The sequence below is a fragment of the Cellulomonas sp. NPDC089187 genome (assembly GCF_040685135.1).
In the GTDB taxonomy this organism is placed as follows: Bacteria; Actinomycetota; Actinomycetes; order Actinomycetales; family Cellulomonadaceae; genus Cellulomonas.
Window position 1 is genome coordinate 396,873 of record NZ_JBFBHI010000003.1, and the last position, 16,448, is coordinate 413,320.

15 protein-coding genes are annotated in these 16,448 nt (G+C 71.7%); 5 read left to right on the forward strand and 10 right to left on the reverse strand.

All coding sequences use genetic code 11. The features are described from left to right. Nucleotides 1–13: 13 nt before the first annotated feature. From AB0N78_RS10130 to dacB, 9 genes are all read right to left on the reverse strand, one after another. Entirely contained in the window at nucleotides 14–496 is a 483-nt protein-coding gene (locus AB0N78_RS10130) for a DUF3180 domain-containing protein (RefSeq protein ID WP_363389287.1), read from the reverse strand. Nucleotide 497: 1 nt separating this feature from the next. Then, entirely contained in the window at nucleotides 498–1,925 is a 1,428-nt protein-coding gene (gene folK, locus AB0N78_RS10135) for a 2-amino-4-hydroxy-6-hydroxymethyldihydropteridine diphosphokinase (protein ID WP_363389290.1), read from the reverse strand. Then, nucleotides 1,922–2,740: a dihydropteroate synthase gene (folP, locus tag AB0N78_RS10140; protein WP_363389893.1), complete on the reverse strand. Its 819-nt coding sequence runs from the start codon at nucleotides 2,738–2,740 to the stop codon at nucleotides 1,922–1,924. Before folP ends, folK begins: the two co-directional genes overlap by 4 nt. 91 nt (nucleotides 2,741–2,831) lie before the next feature. Continuing rightward, nucleotides 2,832–3,413, reverse strand: coding sequence for a GTP cyclohydrolase I FolE (gene folE / locus AB0N78_RS10145; protein WP_363389293.1), 582 nt, complete (start codon nucleotides 3,411–3,413; stop codon nucleotides 2,832–2,834). A 3-nt stretch (nucleotides 3,414–3,416) separates the two neighbouring features. Beyond that, nucleotides 3,417–5,450, reverse strand: a complete 2,034-nt coding sequence (gene ftsH, locus AB0N78_RS10150; protein WP_363389296.1) for an ATP-dependent zinc metalloprotease FtsH — start codon at nucleotides 5,448–5,450, stop codon at nucleotides 3,417–3,419. Between the two features lie 125 nt (nucleotides 5,451–5,575). Further along, complete coding sequence (gene hpt, locus AB0N78_RS10155) at nucleotides 5,576–6,130, reverse strand: hypoxanthine phosphoribosyltransferase (protein ID WP_363389299.1); 555 nt, start codon at nucleotides 6,128–6,130, stop codon at nucleotides 5,576–5,578. Further along, nucleotides 6,127–7,176, reverse strand: coding sequence for a tRNA lysidine(34) synthetase TilS (gene tilS / locus AB0N78_RS10160; protein WP_363389303.1), 1,050 nt, complete (start codon nucleotides 7,174–7,176; stop codon nucleotides 6,127–6,129). The genes hpt and tilS overlap by 4 nt, the downstream gene beginning before the upstream one ends. Nucleotide 7,177: 1 nt before the next feature. Continuing rightward, nucleotides 7,178–8,170, reverse strand: a complete 993-nt coding sequence (locus AB0N78_RS10165; RefSeq protein WP_363389306.1) for a zinc-dependent metalloprotease — start codon at nucleotides 8,168–8,170, stop codon at nucleotides 7,178–7,180. A gap of 28 nt (nucleotides 8,171–8,198) precedes the next feature. Continuing rightward, nucleotides 8,199–9,620 (reverse strand): D-alanyl-D-alanine carboxypeptidase/D-alanyl-D-alanine-endopeptidase, encoded by a 1,422-nt coding sequence (dacB, locus tag AB0N78_RS10170; RefSeq protein WP_363389309.1) that lies wholly within the window; start codon nucleotides 9,618–9,620, stop codon nucleotides 8,199–8,201. A gap of 156 nt (nucleotides 9,621–9,776) precedes the next feature. Between dacB and AB0N78_RS10175 the strand changes: the two genes are divergently transcribed. Next, nucleotides 9,777–10,274: an inorganic diphosphatase gene (locus tag AB0N78_RS10175; RefSeq protein WP_168628634.1), complete on the forward strand. Its 498-nt coding sequence runs from the start codon at nucleotides 9,777–9,779 to the stop codon at nucleotides 10,272–10,274. A 69-nt stretch (nucleotides 10,275–10,343) separates the two neighbouring features. Here the strand turns inward: AB0N78_RS10175 and AB0N78_RS10180 are convergent, their stop codons facing one another. Beyond that, on the reverse strand, nucleotides 10,344–11,732 hold the full coding sequence (locus AB0N78_RS10180; protein ID WP_363389312.1) for an NlpC/P60 family protein: 1,389 nt from the start codon (nucleotides 11,730–11,732) through the stop codon (nucleotides 10,344–10,346). Between the two features lie 387 nt (nucleotides 11,733–12,119). On the opposite strand from AB0N78_RS10180, the gene AB0N78_RS10185 reads away from it, so the two are divergent. Genes AB0N78_RS10185 through AB0N78_RS10200 form a run of 4 tightly spaced genes read left to right on the forward strand, consistent with a single transcriptional unit; the run spans nucleotide 12,120 to nucleotide 16,448 of the window. Further along, on the forward strand, nucleotides 12,120–13,436 hold the full coding sequence (locus AB0N78_RS10185) for a bifunctional o-acetylhomoserine/o-acetylserine sulfhydrylase (RefSeq protein ID WP_363389315.1): 1,317 nt from the start codon (nucleotides 12,120–12,122) through the stop codon (nucleotides 13,434–13,436). Further along, a complete protein-coding gene (locus tag AB0N78_RS10190) occupies nucleotides 13,436–14,620 on the forward strand; it encodes a homoserine O-acetyltransferase (RefSeq protein ID WP_363389318.1) in 1,185 nt (394 codons plus the stop codon). Before AB0N78_RS10185 ends, AB0N78_RS10190 begins: the two co-directional genes overlap by 1 nt. 22 nt (nucleotides 14,621–14,642) lie before the next feature. Further along, entirely contained in the window at nucleotides 14,643–15,467 is an 825-nt protein-coding gene (locus AB0N78_RS10195) for a maleylpyruvate isomerase N-terminal domain-containing protein (protein WP_363389321.1), read from the forward strand. An 18-nt stretch (nucleotides 15,468–15,485) separates the two neighbouring features. Next, nucleotides 15,486–16,448, forward strand: a complete 963-nt coding sequence (locus AB0N78_RS10200) for a zinc-binding dehydrogenase (RefSeq protein WP_363389324.1) — start codon at nucleotides 15,486–15,488, stop codon at nucleotides 16,446–16,448.

Sequence of the window (16,448 nt, forward strand, 5' to 3'; positions counted from 1 at the left end):
TCACCGGAGCAGATCACCCCATCGCGGGGTCGCCGACTTGCTCACGCTCCTCCGGGTCCTGCGGCGGCGGGATGTGACACCACCACTCGACCAGCAGTCCGACGACGGTCAACACCACCGCGCCGGCCACGGCCACCCCGGCCGACCACGCCTGGTCCTGTCGGACGGTGCCGGTCAGCTCGGTGACGGCATGCAGCACCTGCGCCAGGTACCAGCCGGCCAGCAGCGCACCGGCGTAGCTGCTCGCTTTGGCCAGCACGGCGGTCCGTGCCGCCCGCAGCGGGTCGAGCCCGGGGCGGTTCCCGCGCAGGTACTGCCGGACCGTCCAGCCCAACCAGCACACCACCGCAGCGATGAACACCAGGACCAGACCGGTCGCCCACGGCACGGCAGGTAGCAGGATCCCTCGGCTGGCGAGCGCGCGGATCACCGCCCAGGCCGCCGCGGCGGTGACCACGGCGATCAGCAGCAGTGTGCCGACCCGGGTACGGGACATATCAGGGTGCCTGATGCTCAGCGGCGGCGTCGGGCTCCGGCAGCTCCGGGCGGATCGGCGGGATATCGAACAGCGCCGGGTGATCACGCACCGGGTCATGCTCCGGCTCCACGGTCACGCCCTCGGGCTGGTCGGTCTCCGCGGCGGCGGGCAGCGGCTGGGTCAGCCAGTCCAGTGCCAACCAGCGCACACCCTCGCGGTCCGGGGCGGTGGCGGCCAGCTGAGCCACCGGTCCACCGCCAAGACCGTGCAGCACCGCGTCCGGGCGGACCTGCGCCCAGGGCTGGAGCACGAAGGCCCGCTCATGTGCCCGCGGGTGCGGCAGCTCCAGGTCATCGGTGACCATGCTGAGCCCGCCGAAGGCGATGATGTCGATGTCCAGGGTGCGCGGCCCCCAGTGCTCCAGGCGCTCGCGGCCGTGCGCCTGCTCGATGGCACCGGTGGCGTGCAGCAGGGCCCGAGGGGCCAGCGTGGTCCGGGCGATCACCACCGCATTCAGGTAGTCCGGCTGCTCCGGGCCACCCACCGGCGCGGTGCGGGCCAGCGCGGAGACCTCCAGCAGCTCGACGCCGGGGATGTCGGCGATGTCGACCACGGCGGCGCGCAACGTCTCCTGCGCCGAGCCGAGGTTGGAGCCCAGGGCCAGCACCACCTCGGTGGGTTCGGCGGGTGCGACGTCGAACTGGTCGCTCTGGTCCACCGGATCAGGCCCCGGGTCGGCAGCGGTCGACCCGACCACCGGCACCGGTGCCGAACCGGTCATCCCGGCCAGGGCAGCGGCGGCGGACTGCTCGGCATCCGCGCTCGGCTCCGGCTCCGGGCTCGGTGCGCCCAGGGTCCCGGCCAGCGCAGCCCCGGCCAGGGCCGCCCCGGCGACCGCTCCACCCGCGACCTCCGGCGACACACTGGGCAGCACCGCGGTGGCGGGGGCACCGGTGCCGGACACCCGGATCGGCCCGGTGGTCGGCCGCCCATCGGGGGTGGGCAGTTCCTCCGCGGCGGGTTGCCAGGGCTGGGCGTCCGCGGCCAACGGCTCGGCGGCGGGCAACCGGTGGCGGTCGCGGTGCACCCGGACCTCCACATCACCGAAGGGCACCTGGATCGGCGCCTGCGGCTTGTGCACCGTCACGTCCACGCCGTGAGCTTGGGGGTGGGCGAGCACCGTGGCCGCGATCCGCTCCGCGACGGTCTCGATCAACGCGGCAGGCTCGCCGCGCAGCACCGCCACCACCTGCTCGGCCACGGTGCCGTAATCCAGGGTGTGGCTCAGGTCGTCCGTAGCGGCCGCGCGCCGGGTGTCCAGCTCAATCACCAGGTCCACGACGAAAGTCTGGCCCTCGCGCCGCTCGTGGTCGAAGACGCCGTGGTACCCAGTGGCGCTGACGCCGGTCAGCCGGATCGTGTCCGGGGTGGTCGGCTGCTCGCTCATCGTGCGTCCTCTCCTACGTTCCGTGCGCCCGTCCAGGCCGACGCCACCCGCACCGCGTCGGCGGTCCCCTGTGCCTCATGCACCCGCACACACCAGGCCCCGGCGGCCGCGGCCAGGGCAGAGATCGCCGCGGTGGCCCGGTCCCGTTCCAGCGGCGCGGCGGGTTGCCCGTCGGCTCCTGCCAACAGGTGGCCGAGGAAGCGTTTGCGGGAGGCCCCGACCAGCACCGGGAACCCGTCGGCCAGCAGCTCGTCCAGCCGGGCCAGCAGCGGCCAGTTCGCGGAGCCGGGTTTGGCGAATCCCAGTCCGGGGTCCAGCACGATCTGGTGATCGGCGACCCCGGCGGCACGCAGCTCGGTCACCCGCTGCGCCAGCTCGGTCCGCACATCGGTGACCACATCGTCGTAGTGGGCCAACCGGTCCATCACATCCGCGTGCCCGCGCCAATGCATCGCGACGTAGACCACGCCGGTCCGGGCGACCACCTGGTGGATCTCCGGGTCGGCCAATCCGCCGGAGACGTCGTTGATGATCACCGCACCGGCCTCGACCGCCGCCTGCGCCACCGCGGCCCGGGTGGTGTCCACACTGACTGGCACGCCACGGGCGGTGAACTCGCGGATCACCGGGATGACCCGGCGCAGCTCCTCGCCCTCGGGCACCCGCTCGGCACCGGGCCGGGTGGACTCACCCCCGACGTCCAGGATGTCCGCGCCCTCGGCGATCAGCGACAGCCCGTGCCGCAGCGCAGCATCCGGTGTGAACCACTCGCCACCGTCGGAGAAGGAATCCGGCGTCACGTTGACCACACCCATCACCAGGGTGCGGTCGACCGCGGTCACGGCATCGGGCAGCGGGGAGGGGTGATGCACGCCGGTCAGCCTAGGCGCTCGGAGGGCATCGTGGTCAGCGGATCAGGCTCATCGCCTCGGCACGGGTTGCGGGGTCGCGCATCTGCCCCCGCACCGCCGAGGTCAACGTCCGGCTGCCGGGCTTACGCACCCCGCGCATCGACATGCACAGGTGCTCGCACTCGACGACCACCAGCACACCCCGCGGTTGCAGGTGCTCGACCAACGCGTCCGCGATCTGGCCGGTCATCCGCTCCTGCACCTGCGGGCGACGGGCATACACGTCCACCAGCCGCGCCAGCTTGCTCAGGCCGGTGACCTTGCCGCTCTCGCTCGGGATGTACCCCACATGCGCCACCCCGTGGAACGGCACCAGGTGGTGCTCGCAGGTCGAGTAGACCTCGATGTCCTTGACCAGAACCATCTCTTCATGGCCGATGTCGAAGGTCGCACTGAGCACCTCTCCGGCGTCCTGGCGCAGCCCGGCGAAGATCTCCTGGTACGCCCGCGCCACCCGGGCCGGGGTGTCCCGCAGACCCTCGCGGTCCGGGTCCTCCCCCACCGCGAGCAGCAGTTCACGGATGGCGGCCTCGGCACGCGCGGCGTCATAGGCTCCGACCGGGCCTCGCTTCTCCACGGGTCAGTCCTGCGGGTCCGGGGTCTGGCTCGGCGGAACCTCGACCGCGCCGACCGCGGGGTGCTCATCCTTCGCCGCGGCCGCCTCGTCCTGCGGGATGACCTGGCCGTTCTGCTCGGCCAGCTCCGCGGGGGTCATCACCGGCGGACGGTCGGACACGCCTCGCTCGTCGTTGGTCAGCCACACCTCGCGCGGCTCACGCTTCACCACCGGCTCGAAGATCCGCGCCAGCTCCTCCTGGTTCAGGGTCTCCTTCTCCAGCAGCTCCAGCACCAGCGCGTCCAACACGTCCCGGTACTCGTTGAGGATCTCCCAGGCCTCGTGGTGGGCGTGGTCCATCAACCCGCGCACCTCGACGTCGACCGTGCCGGCCACCGCCTCGGAGTAGTCGCGCCCGTGGCCCATGTCTCGGCCCATGAACACCTCGCCGGAGTCCTGACCGAGCTTGACCGCACCGACCCGGGTGCTCATCCCGAACTGAGTGACCATCTTGCGGGCGGTGGCGGTGGCCTTCTCGATGTCGTTGGAGGCACCGGTGGTCGGGTCGTGGAACACCAGCTCCTCGGCGACACGTCCACCCATCGCGTAGGCCAGCTGGTCCAGCAGCTCGTTGCGGGTGGTGGAGTACTTGTCCTCGGTGGGCATCACCATCGTGTAGCCCAGCGCACGGCCGCGGGGCAGGATCGTCACCTTGGTCACCGGGTCGGTGTACCGCAGCGCCGCCGCCACCAGGGCGTGGCCACCCTCGTGGTACGCGGTGATCTTCAGTTCCTTGATGTTCATCACCCGGGTGCGCTTCTGCGGACCGGCGATCACGCGGTCGATCGCCTCGTCCAACGCCCGGTTGTCGATGATCTGCGCATTCGACCGCGCGGTGAGCAGCGCCGCCTCGTTCAGCACATTGGCCAGGTCCGCACCGGTGAAGCCCGGGGTCCGGCGCGCCACACCCACCAGGTCCACATCGGTCGCCATCGGCTTGCCCTGCGCGTGCACCTGCAGGATCCGCTCACGGCCCTTGAGGTCCGGGGGCTCCACGGCCACCTGGCGGTCGAACCGGCCCGGGCGCAGCAGCGCGGGGTCAAGGATGTCCGGCCGGTTGGTGGCGGCGATCAGGATGACGTTGGTCTTGACGTCGAATCCGTCCATCTCGACCAGCATCTGGTTCAGGGTCTGCTCGCGCTCGTCGTGACCGCCGCCCATCCCGGCACCACGGTGGCGACCCACCGCGTCGATCTCGTCGATGAAGATGATCGCCGGGGCGTTCTGCTTCGCCTGGTCGAACAGGTCGCGCACCCGGGAGGCACCGACACCGACGAACATCTCGACAAAGTCCGACCCGGAGATCGAGTAGAACGGCACCCCAGCCTCACCCGCGACCGCACGGGCCAGCAGGGTCTTCCCGGTTCCGGGCGGGCCGTAGAGCAGCACGCCCTTGGGGATCTTCGCGCCGACCGCCTGGAACTTGGCCGGCTCAGAGAGGAACTCCTTGATCTCGTGCAGCTCCTCCACCGCCTCGTCCACCCCGGCGACATCAGCGAAGGTGACCTGCGGCGTCTCCTTGGAGACCAACTTGGCCTTGGACTTGCCGAAGGCCATCGCCCCCCGGCCACCGCCCTGCATCGAGCTCATCAGGAACCAGAACAGGCCCACGATGATCACGAACGGCAGCACGAAGGTCAGCAGGCTGCTCCACCACGGGGTGGTGGGCACCTCAGAGGTGTAGCCCTTCTCCAGATCCGCGCCGGCAATCGCGTCCACCACGGTCGGCCCCTGCGGGAGGACATAGCTGAACTGGACGTTCTTGCCGTAGTTCTTGTCGTCCTTGACGAAGTCCTCGGTCAGGACCAGGTCGACGCGCTGGACGCCCTCGGTGATCTTGGCCTGCTCGGCCTTGCCGTCGTCGATCAGCTCCAGGCCGTCGGAGGTGTCGATCCGCTGCACGCCGGAGGAGGTGAACAGGCTGGCACCGATCCAGAGGACCAGGACCGCGAGCAGGATCCACGGGATGGGTCCGCGGGTGAGTCGCTTGAGAGTCATGTGGTCAGCGAGAGCGCGCGCCCTCTTGTCCCTCCGGTTGCAGGGGTGAAGGCCTTGAAGCTACACGGTGGATCTGGACGTTGGCTGTCCGGTGACCGGATGTTCGCCCAGGGCAGGATCGGCGTTCAGTGCGAGTAGACGTGCGGGGCCAGCGTCCCGACGAACGGCAGGTTGCGGTACTTCTCCGCATAGTCCAGGCCGTAGCCGACGACGAACTCGTTCGGGATGTCGAAGCCCACGTAGCGCACCTCGACGTCGACCTTGGCCGCCTCGGGCTTGCGCAGCATGGTGGCGATCTCGACGCTGGCCGGACCACGACTGCGCAGGTTGGCCAGCAGCCAGGACAGCGTGAGCCCGGAGTCGATGATGTCCTCCACGATCAGCACGTGCCGCCCGGTCAGGTCCGCGTCCAGGTCCTTGAGGATCCGCACCACACCGGAGGACTTGGTGCCCGAACCGTAGGAGGACACCGCCATCCAGTCCATCGACACCGGTGTGCTGATCCGGCGGGCCAGGTCAGCCATCACCATCACCGCGCCCTTGAGCACCCCGACCAGCAGCAGGTCCTGACCGGCGTAGTCGGCGTCGATCTGCGCCGCGATCTCGTCCAGGCGCTGGCCGAGCTGCTCCTCGGTCAAGAGCACCCGCTCCAGGTCATCGCCCATGTCTTCGACGTTCACCGCTGTGGTTCTCCTTGCTGATGCGGGCTGTCCGGGGTCACCGGACGAGGCGGCTGATGCAGAGCAAGACTGCCACACGCCCGGACGACCTCCACCCGTCCGGGCAACGGGATCGCGCCCTGACCGTGCCAGTCGGTGAGCAAGGCATCGACGGCGAGCAGGTGGGTCCGGGTCAGGGCAGCCGCGGGCACTCCGGCGCGCAGCACCGCGATCCGCAGCACCCGACGGCGCAGCGCAGCGGGCTGACCTGCCAGGGGCTCGATCCGCACCCGACCGTCCGGGTCGATCACCTGCCCCGCCAAGAGGTCAGCGAGCTGGTCGAGCGCGTCGGTGTCCTCCCGGAGCGCCGCGGCCGTGCGCGCCAGCGCGGCGGGGACGCCCGGGCCCAGTTCCCGTTCCAGCACGGGCAGCACCCGGGTCCGCACCCGCGAGCGCAGCGGTGCCCCCAGGTCGTCGGGCGCAGGTGCGTTGGTCGGGTCGTGCCACGGGTCGAGCCCCTGGGCCGCGCAGGCCGCCTCGGTGTCCGAGCGCGGCAGGTCGAGCAGCGGTCGACGCCAGAGCCCTCGCACCGGGGCCATCCCGGACAGTGAACGACCGCCCGACCCACGGGCCAACCCGAGCAGCACCCCCTCGGCCTGGTCGTCGCGGGTGTGCCCGAGCAGCACCGCCGCCGCGCCCACCTCCTCCGCGACCGCGCGCAGTGCCGTGTAGCGGGCGTCCCGGGCCGCCGCCTCCGGACCACCGGGGCCGTCCACCGTCACCGTCCGCACCAGCACCGGGTCCAATCCGAGTGTCCGGCACTGCGCGGCAGCCCGTTCGGCGACCGCCGCACTGTCCGGCTGCATCCGGTGATCGACCACCACCGCACCGGCGCGCAGGGCCAGCGGACCGTGCGCCCGGACGGCGAAGGCAGTGGCCGCGGCCAGTGCCAGAGAGTCCGCGCCACCGGAACAGGCCACCAGCACCAGCCCGCCGTCGGGCAGATCGGCGCAGCTGGCGGTCACCGCGGAACGGGTGCGGGCGACCGCGGGCGCGGGTCCGGCCATCTCAGCCGTGCACCCGTCGCACCCAGGCGGCCGGGTCGGCGACCTCCTGCGGAGAGGGCAGCAGCTCCGGGGCGGACCAGGCCGCGTTGAACCCGTCCCAGCCCACCCGACGCCGCACCCCCCGGACGAACCGGGCACCGTCGGCGTACTGCGCCATCTTCACGTCCACCCCGAGCAGGGTGCGGACCACGCGGCGGATGCCAGTGGCCCGAGCCGCCGCTGACCGACGGCGGGTGAATCGCCGCCGCAGCTGCCGCACGCTGGGGATCACCCGGGTGCCCACCGCGTCCATCGCCACGTCGGCGTGCCCCTCCAGCACGGACATCACCGCGCCGATCCGGTCCACCTCCGCGCGCTGCTCCGGGTCGAGAAGCTCCAGCGGCGACCAGGTGCCCGCACCAACGACACGCCGCACGGTGGCCGGGGTCAGCCGGGGCTGGTGCTCCCACAGCGCCCGCACCCGGTCCGCCAGATGTCCGGCGAGCCACGGTGCCGCACCAAACTGCAGCACATGGGTCTGCTCGTGCAGGGCCACCCACAACCGGAAGTCCTCGGCGGGCACCTCCATGCTGCGTTCGGTGGCCAGCACATTCGGTGCGACCAGCAACAGTCGGGGCCGGACGCTCCCCCACGGGTCGACCTGACCGAGCACCGAGCCGGACAGCAGGGCCAGCGCACCGGCCAGCTCCAGGCCGGTGGCCGCACCGCGTCCGAGCGGGGGCCTCCGCGGAGCCTTCGGCGTCGCGCCGGTCACCGTCGCCAACGCCTGGACGTTCGCCCGGGCCCAGCCGCCGCGGTCCACCACCAGCGTTTGGGGGTCCTCCGGCGGTTCCAGTCCGGTGACCCGCGCGGCATGCGGCAGCGCGGTCCGGGCCGCGGTGCGCAGCGAGTCGACCACCTGCATCCGGTCAGTCCACGCCGCCGCCGGACCGGGCCGGACCAGCCGGGGTGCCACCCGGGCCGCCAGCTCCCAGTCCACTGCCGGTGCGCTCATCGCCCCACGGTAACCAGTGCCGCTCTGGTCAACCCTGACAACCGCAGTCCGCCAACCCGCCGACGAACCCGTCGATGGCCGTCCGCGGGCCCCACTGGCCGCCCTCACCGGTCTGGTCGGCCATCACCACATAGAGCAGCATCCGGCCGTCGGCGTCCACCACCAGGCCGGCCAGCGAGGTCACGCCCTTGAGCGAGCCGGTCTTGGCGCGCACCACACCGGTGCCCGCGCCGGAGGTGAAGCGATCACTGAGCGTGCCGGTCAAACCGCCGATGGGCATCCCCGTGGCGACCGACCGCAGCTCGGGGTGGGCGGGGTCGACCACCAGCTGCAACAAGCTCATCAGCATGGTCGGGCTCAGACTCGAGCCCTCTGCGAGACCGCTGGCATCGGTGAGCACCGCGCCGGTCACATCGACACCCAGCGCACGCGCCGATTGCAGCACCGCCTGGGTCGCCCCCTCAAAGCTGGCCGGGAAGCCCCGCTGCACCGCGACCATCCGGGCCATGACCTCGGTGATGGTGTTGTCCGAGTGGTCCAAGAAGTACCCGGTCACCTCGGGCACCGGTGCCGAGCTGACCGTGGCCAGCAGCTCACCGCGGGTGTCGTTCGCACCCGCCCGGGCCGGAGCGCCGCGCACCGTGATCCCCTGATCCGCGAGCCGCTGCGCGAAGACCTGGGCCGCGTGCATCGCAGGGTCCTCGTAGCGCGGGGCGTACTCCTCGTCGGACTTCTTGGCGATGTTCACCCCGAGTGCAGCCACCGGGGCGGCGTATCCGGCGGCGACGTCGGCCGGGTCCCATCCGGGGGCGATCGCGCTGCCGGAGAACAGGGTGTCGTCCACCCGCAACGTCACCTCGGTGACACCGGCCAGCCGCAGCTGCTCGGCAGTGCCCGCGGCCAGATCCGCCAGCCCGGCCCGGCCATTCACCGCATCCGGGTCGCCCTCGCCCGCCGCGAGCATCATGTCCCCGCCGCCGACCAACACGATCTGATCCGCCGCGCCGCCCTGGACGACGGTGGTGTCGAAGGTGGTGTCCGCCCCCAGGTCGGTCAGCGCGGCGACCGCGGTGACGACTTTCTGGGTCGACGCCGGAATCCGGCCCTGATCCGGGTTGTTCTGTGCCAGCACCTCACCGGTGAGCGCGTCCGCGACCAGCACTCCGACCGTGGGGCCCAGCCGCTCGTCCGTGGTCAACGCCTGCACCCGCTGGCCCAGCACGGTGGCGGAGGGGACCGGCGCGGCCGGGTCCAGCTCGGCCAGCACGCTCGCGTCGCTGCGCTGGTCGGTGGCACCGGGGGCGGTCGGGAACGGCGCGGCCGGCGCGGGCACCGGCTCCACGGTCAGGAATCCCGGGACGACGTCATAGGCGTCGGCGGTCAGGTACCCGCCGCCGGCGACCAGCAGCACCAGTGCCGAGATCCCCACTGTCCGTGCCGCGCGCGCCACCGGCTCCTCCTCGCCGTCGATCAGACGCCGGACGCTCCCGGATCGCCTGCCGTGCGCCACACTAGGCGACGCGGGGCCACCAGCCGTCGCCGCGGCGTGTGAAGATGTGCCGCAGGGTCCGACGCCGGACCCCCACGGGTCGACGAAGGAGCGGGAGTGGAGTTCGACGTCACGATCGAGATCCCCAAGGGTCAGCGCAACAAGTACGAGGTGGATCACGCCACCGGCCGGATCCGACTGGACCGGATGCTGTTCACCTCGACCCGCTACCCCGATGACTACGGGTTCATCGACGGCACCCTGGGTGAGGACGGCGACCCGCTGGACGCCCTGGTGCTGCTCGAGGAGCCGACGTTCCCGGGCTGCCTGATCCGCTGCCGCGCGCTGGGCATGTTCCGCATGCGCGACGAGGCCGGAGGTGACGACAAGGTGTTGTGCGTGCCCACCGGTGACCAGCGCGCGGCGTGGCGGCAGGACATCGACGACGTGTCCGACTTCCACCGGCTGGAGATCCAGCACTTCTTTGAGGTGTACAAGGACCTGGAGCCCGGCAAGTCCGTCGAGGGCGCGCACTGGGTCGGCCGCGCCGAGGCCGAGGCGGAGATCGCCCGTTCGCTACAGCGCGCCGCGGACGCCGGGTACAACGCGCACTGAGCGCATCCCGTCCAGCACGAAGCCCCCGTCACCGATCCGGTGACGGGGGCTTTCGCGTCGTGGTGGGGCTCAGGGACGACCGGCGTAGGCCATCGAGTTGCTCCAGCGCACCGAGGTGATCTTCACGACGTCGCCCGGCTTGGGGGCCTCGATCATCTGCCCGTTCCCGAGGTACATCGCGACGTGGTAGATGCTGCTGGCGTCGTTAGGGTTGTTCCCGTAGAAGATCAGGTCACCCGGACGCATCTGGGAGTAGCTGACCTTCTGCACCTGCCGGTACTGGTCGCGGGAGGTGCGGTTGAGGTTGACCCCGGCCGCCCGCCACGCGCCCTGGGTCAGCCCCGAGCAGTCGTAGCCGGTGGGCCCGGTGCCGCCCCAGATGTAGGGCTTGCCGAGCTGTGCCTTGGCCCACGCGATGGCGGTTTCCGCTGAGGTCGCGGTGCCCGAGGAGCTGCCTCCGGTGCTGCCGCCACCGGAAGACGACCCGCCGCCCGAGGACGACCCACCACCGGACGAGGAGCCCCCGCCCGAGGACGACCCGCCACCGGAGGACGATCCACCGCCGGACGAGGAACCACCGCCGGAGGAGGACCCACCGCCACCGCTGGACCCGCCACCGGTGCTCGGTGCGGTCGGCGGGGTGACCGAGGGTGCCGTCGGGGCCGGGGTCGCGGCGCGGTCCGCTTGAGCCGCTGCCTCCGCCTGTGCGCGGCGCTCGGCGTCGATCTGGTCCTGCCGCTGCTGCTCCACCTCGGCCGAGGTGTTGCGTGCGGTGGCCAGCTGCTGGATCAGCGACTGACGCTCGGTGGCCGCCTGGGCGACCGCGGCATCCGCGTCGGCCTGGGAGGACTCCGCAGCGGCCAGCTTGGCCTCGGCGTCGGAGGCGGCGGTCTCCTTGGCCTCCTGCGCGTCATCAGCCTCCTGCTTGAGGGTGGTGGCGACCTGGTCTGCGGCACGGTAGCTCTGCACCGCCTGATCGGCCTTGGAGCTGACCAGCCCCAGCGCCTCGCTGCGGGCGACCACATCCTCCATGCCCTCGGCGGACAGCAGCGCCTGCACATCGTCCATCGAGCCGCCGTTGCGGGCCTGCTCACGGGCGATCGCCACCAGGGTCGAGCGCGCGGACTCCAGATCCTCCTGGGCCGCCTCGTACTTGGTCTGCGCCTCACTGGCGGTCTGCTGTGCGGTGGTCAGATCGGCCTGTGCCTGGGCGTAGGCCTCGCCCGCCTCCTGCACGGCGATCTGCGCCTGGTCGCTCTGTGAGGCCAGCTGCGCCAGGCGCACCTCGATGTCGGCGACCGCATCGGCGGCGCTGCCCACAGCCTGCTGGGCCTGCTGCACGTCATCGTCGCTGACGTTCGGGTCGGCGAGGGCGATGCTGCCGGGGACGATGAGCAGGCTCGCCACGATCACAGCGGCGGCGGTGCGTCCTGCATGCCGACGACTCGGTTGCTTCACGGGAGCTGTCCCCTCATTCCATTCACGTGGTCCGCGGGGGACGCTACCTGCCTTCACCACAGAAGTGAACTCCTGTCACATAGTTCACAGCTTTCACAGCAGTAACAACTGCCCCAAATCCGGACGACTCGCCGCGCCGACCCGCCGACAGTCCACGAGACTCCCGCTCGTCTCAGGGGGCAAGACGGGTGTTCCACATCGCGGCGACCCGCCCGTATCGTCCAGACCATGACCTGCCGAATGTGTCGCTGACCAGCGCACGCTCGGCTGTGCCCGCAGGCCGGAATCCGGCTCCTCTGCGGAACAACCCGGACCCCTGCCTTCCTGGCACCGCGGCGTGCGCCCCGCTCCCCCACAAGCAGCCCCGCCCCACCCCAGGAGAATCCGATGTCGCAGAACTGGTCCTTCGAGACCCAGCAGATCCACGCCGGCCAGACCCCGGACCCGACCACCGGTGCCCGCGCACTGCCGATCTACCAGACCACCAGCTACGTCTTCCCCGATGCCGGGGTCGCCGCCGACCGGTTCGCGCTCAAGGACCTCGGCCCGATCTACACCCGGATCGGCAACCCCACCGTGGAGGTGGTGGAGAACCGGATCGCCGCGCTGGAGGGCGGGGTCGGCGCGCTGCTGGTGGCCAGCGGCCAGGCCGCCGAGACCTACGCGATCCTCAACGTCGCCGAGGCGGGCAGCCACATCGTCGCCAGCCCGAGCCTCTACGGCGGCACCTACAACCTGCTGCATTACACGCTGCCCCGGCTCGGTATCGAGACCACCTTCGTCACCGACCCGCAGGACCCGCAGGCCTGGCGGGACGCGATCCGGCCGAACACCAAGGCCTTCTACGCGGAGTCGGTGCCCAACCCGAAGCAGGACGTGCTCGACATCGAGACCGTCGCCGCGATCGCGCACGAGGCCGGTGTCCCGCTGATCGTCGACAACACCGTCGCCACCCCGTACCTGATCCGGCCCCTGCAGCACGGCGCTGACATCGTGGTGCACTCGGCCACCAAGTATCTGGGCGGGCACGGCACCGCCATCGGCGGGGTGATCGTCGACGGCGGCACCTTCGACTTCGGCGCGGACCCGCAGCGCTACCCGTCGTTCAATGAGCCCGACCCCTCCTACGACGGACTGGTCTTCGCCCGGGACCTGGGCAAGGACGGTGCCTTCGGAGTCAACCTGTCTTACATCCTGCGAGCCCGGGTGCAGTTACTCCGCGACCTCGGTGCCGCGATCAGCCCGTTCAACGCCTTCCTGATCGCCCAGGGCCTGGAGACGCTGTCGCTGCGGGTCGAGCGCCACGTCGCCAACGCCCAGAAGGTCGCCGAGTGGTTGGAGGCCCGGGATGACGTGCTGTCGGTGACCTACGCCGGCCTGCCCAGCCATCCGCAGTACGAGCTGGGCCGCAAGTACGCGCCCCGCGGCACCGGTGCGGTGCTGGCCTTCGAGATCGCCGGGGGCGCCGCTGCCGGACAGGCCTTCGTCTCCGCGCTGGAGCTGCACTCGAATGTCGCCAACATCGGCGACGTCCGCTCGTTGGTGATCCACCCGGCCTCGACCACCCACAGCCAGCTCACCCCGGCCGAGCAGGCCCAGTCCGGTGTCACACCGGGCCTGGTCCGGCTGGCGGTGGGGCTGGAGGGGATCGAGGACATCCTCGCCGACCTGGATGCCGGCTTCCGGGCAGCCAAGGGAGCCTGATGATCCAGCACCGTCTGGCACCGTCCCGGACCCGGACACCGGAACCGCCCCGGGCCTCCTCCGCCTGGCGGGAGGGAGACCCGGTCGGCCGACGGCAGTTCGCCGACCTGGGTCCGCTCGCGCTGGAGGGCGACGGGCTGCTCCCCGCGGTCCGACTGGCCTACGAGACCTGGGGCACTCTCGCCCCGGACGGTTCCAACGCGGTGCTGGTGCTGCACGCCCTCACCGGTGACGCCCACGTCACCGGTGACGCCGGGCCCGGCCACCCCACCCCCGGGTGGTGGTCCACGCTGGTCGGGCCCGGCGCTCCCATCGACACCGACCGCTGGTTCGTGGTCGCGCCCAACGTCCTGGGTGGCTGCCAGGGCAGCACCGGTCCGGCCAGCACCCACCCGGACGGACGCCCGTGGGGCAGCAGGTTCCCCCATCTGACCGTCCGGGATCAGGTGGCGGCGGAGCTGCGGTTGGCCGATGCCCTGGGCATCCGCTCCTGGGCCCTGGTGGTCGGTGCCTCGATGGGCGGCCAGCGCGCGTTGGAGTGGGCGGTCACCGCACCGGAACGTGTCCGGTCGCTGGCCGCCATCGCCACCAGCGCGCAGACCACCGGCGACCAGATCGCGTCCTTCCACACCCAGTTGACCGCCCTGTCCGCCGATCCCCGATTCCGCGGCGGCGACTACTACGAGGCCGCCGATGGTGACGGCCCGCATGCCGGACTCGGGCTGGCTCGACAGATCGCCCACCAGACCTACCGCAGCGCACAGGAGCTCGACACCCGATTCGGCCGCATCCCCCAGGGCGGGGAACAGCCGTTGGCCGGTGGACGCTTCGCGGTGCAGTCCTATCTTGACCACCACGGGGAGAAGCTGGCCCGGCGCTTCGATGCGAACACCTACGCCGTGCTCACCCGGTCGATGATCACCCACGACCTCGGCCGGGACCGCGGTGGGGTCGAGGCCGCCCTGAGTCAGATCACCGCCCGCACGTTGGTGGTGGCGGTGGACTCCGATCGACTGTTCCTGCCCGCCCAGTCCGCTCGCATCCAGGCCGGCATCCCGGGCGCGGCACCCCTGCGCACGCTGCACACGCCCTACGGCCACGACGGGTTCCTGATCGAACACGCCCAGCTCGGCCCGTGGATCCGCGAGCACCTGGAGACAGCCGTTCACCACCCCACCGACTGACCGGTCGTGCGACGCTGTGCCCATGTCTCTGCGCCCCGATGACCTGGCCGCTCGGATCGACCTGCTGGAACGGCAGTGGACGACGCTGCGTGACTGGGTCGGCGCGGCGGTGGCCGGTCGGGACCGGGGCGCGGCCTCAGTGCTGGACGGGTGGACCGTGGCGGAACTGGTCGCTCACCTCGGCCGGGCCATGGAGGCGCTGGCGGTGTGCGAGCCCGCACCGGAGGGCACGCATCCGGTCACCCTGGGCGAGTACCTGGGGGGCTACCGCGGCCGGGCCGATGACATCGCGGAGGTGACCCGCGCGCTGGCCACCGAGATCGCCGACGACCCCCTGCGCCAGGTCGACCAGCGCGCTCGCGCCGCCCTGGACCGGGCCCGGGAGCTCGGTCCCACCGACCGGGTGGTGCAGGCCCGCCGAGCGCCGGTGCTGCTGTCCACCATGGTGGCCTCCCGGATCGCCGAGCTGGTGATCCATGCCGACGACCTGCAACGCTCACTGGCCCGCAGCCGGGGTGCCGCACCGGGCAGCCGGGCCGAGCTGGGCAGTGGCATCGGCCCGTTGCCGGGTGTGCGCGGTTCCCTCGGGCCGACGGATGGGCTCGGCGACGGGGTCAGCGCCGGTGGACCCATCGACGGGGACGCCCTGGACCTGGTCGCCCACGAGCTACTGCGGATCGTCGTCGCCCGCGGCGGCTGGGACCTGGAACTGAGCCAGCCCCTGACCTGGGTACGACTGGCCGCCGGGCGACTGCCCTACGACGTGGACCTGCTCGCCGCCGCCTTGGCCCCACGTTTCACCTCCGACTCGGTGCCGGATCTCGGGCGGATGCTCCCGGTGCTCTGACCCGCCTAGGGTCGAGGCATGCTCGCCGCACAGGTCACCGCCTTCCACCCCGACGATCCGCTGGCCGGACTCACCATCGGCGACCACCCCGACCCAGAGCCGCCGACGCACTGGACCACGGTGGACCTGCGTGCCGCTGCGCTGAACCAACACGACCTGTGGTCGCTGCGCGGGGTGGGGCTGCGTGCCGAGCATCTGCCGATGGTGCTGGGCACCGACGGTGCAGGCGTGACCCCGGACGGCCGTGAGGTGGTGCTGCACGCCGTGATCGGTGGCGGGCTCGGTCACGGAGTCGGACCGGCCGAGCCGCGGTCGCTGCTGTCCGAGCGCTACCCCGGCACTCTCGCCGAGCGGGTGGCAGTGCCCACGTGGAATCTGGTCGACAAGCCCGCCGAGCTGACCTTCGTGGAGGCCGCGTGTCTGCCCACCGCCTGGTTGACCGCCTACCGGATGCTGTTCACCACCGGTGGCGCAAAGCCCGGTCAGCGGGTGCTGGTCCAGGGCGCTGGCGGCGGTGTCGCCACGGCGGCGCTGCTGCTGGGCGCTGCCGCCGGTCTGGAGATGTGGGTGACCAGCCGGGACGCCTCTCGGCGGGAGCGGGCGCTCACCCTCGGCGCCACCGGTGCACTGGCCCCCGGGGACCGGCTCCCGACCCGCGCCGATCTGGTGATCGAGACCGTCGGGGCTGCCACCTGGTCACACTCGGTGCGCTCCACCCGGCCGGGCGGTCGGATCGTGGTGGCCGGGGCGACCACCGGAGACCCGGAGCGGATGGAGCTGCAACGGATCTTCTTCACCGAGATCCAGGTGCTCGGCGCAACGATGGGCAGCAAGGAGGACTTGGCCGCGCTGCTCACGTTCTGCGCCCGCACCGGCGTCCGTCCGGTGGTGGACAGTGTCTTTCCGCTCGCGCAGGCCGACCGGGCCCTGGCACGCTTGGCCGGCGGACAGCAGTTCGGCAAGATCGGGCTGGAGATCTGA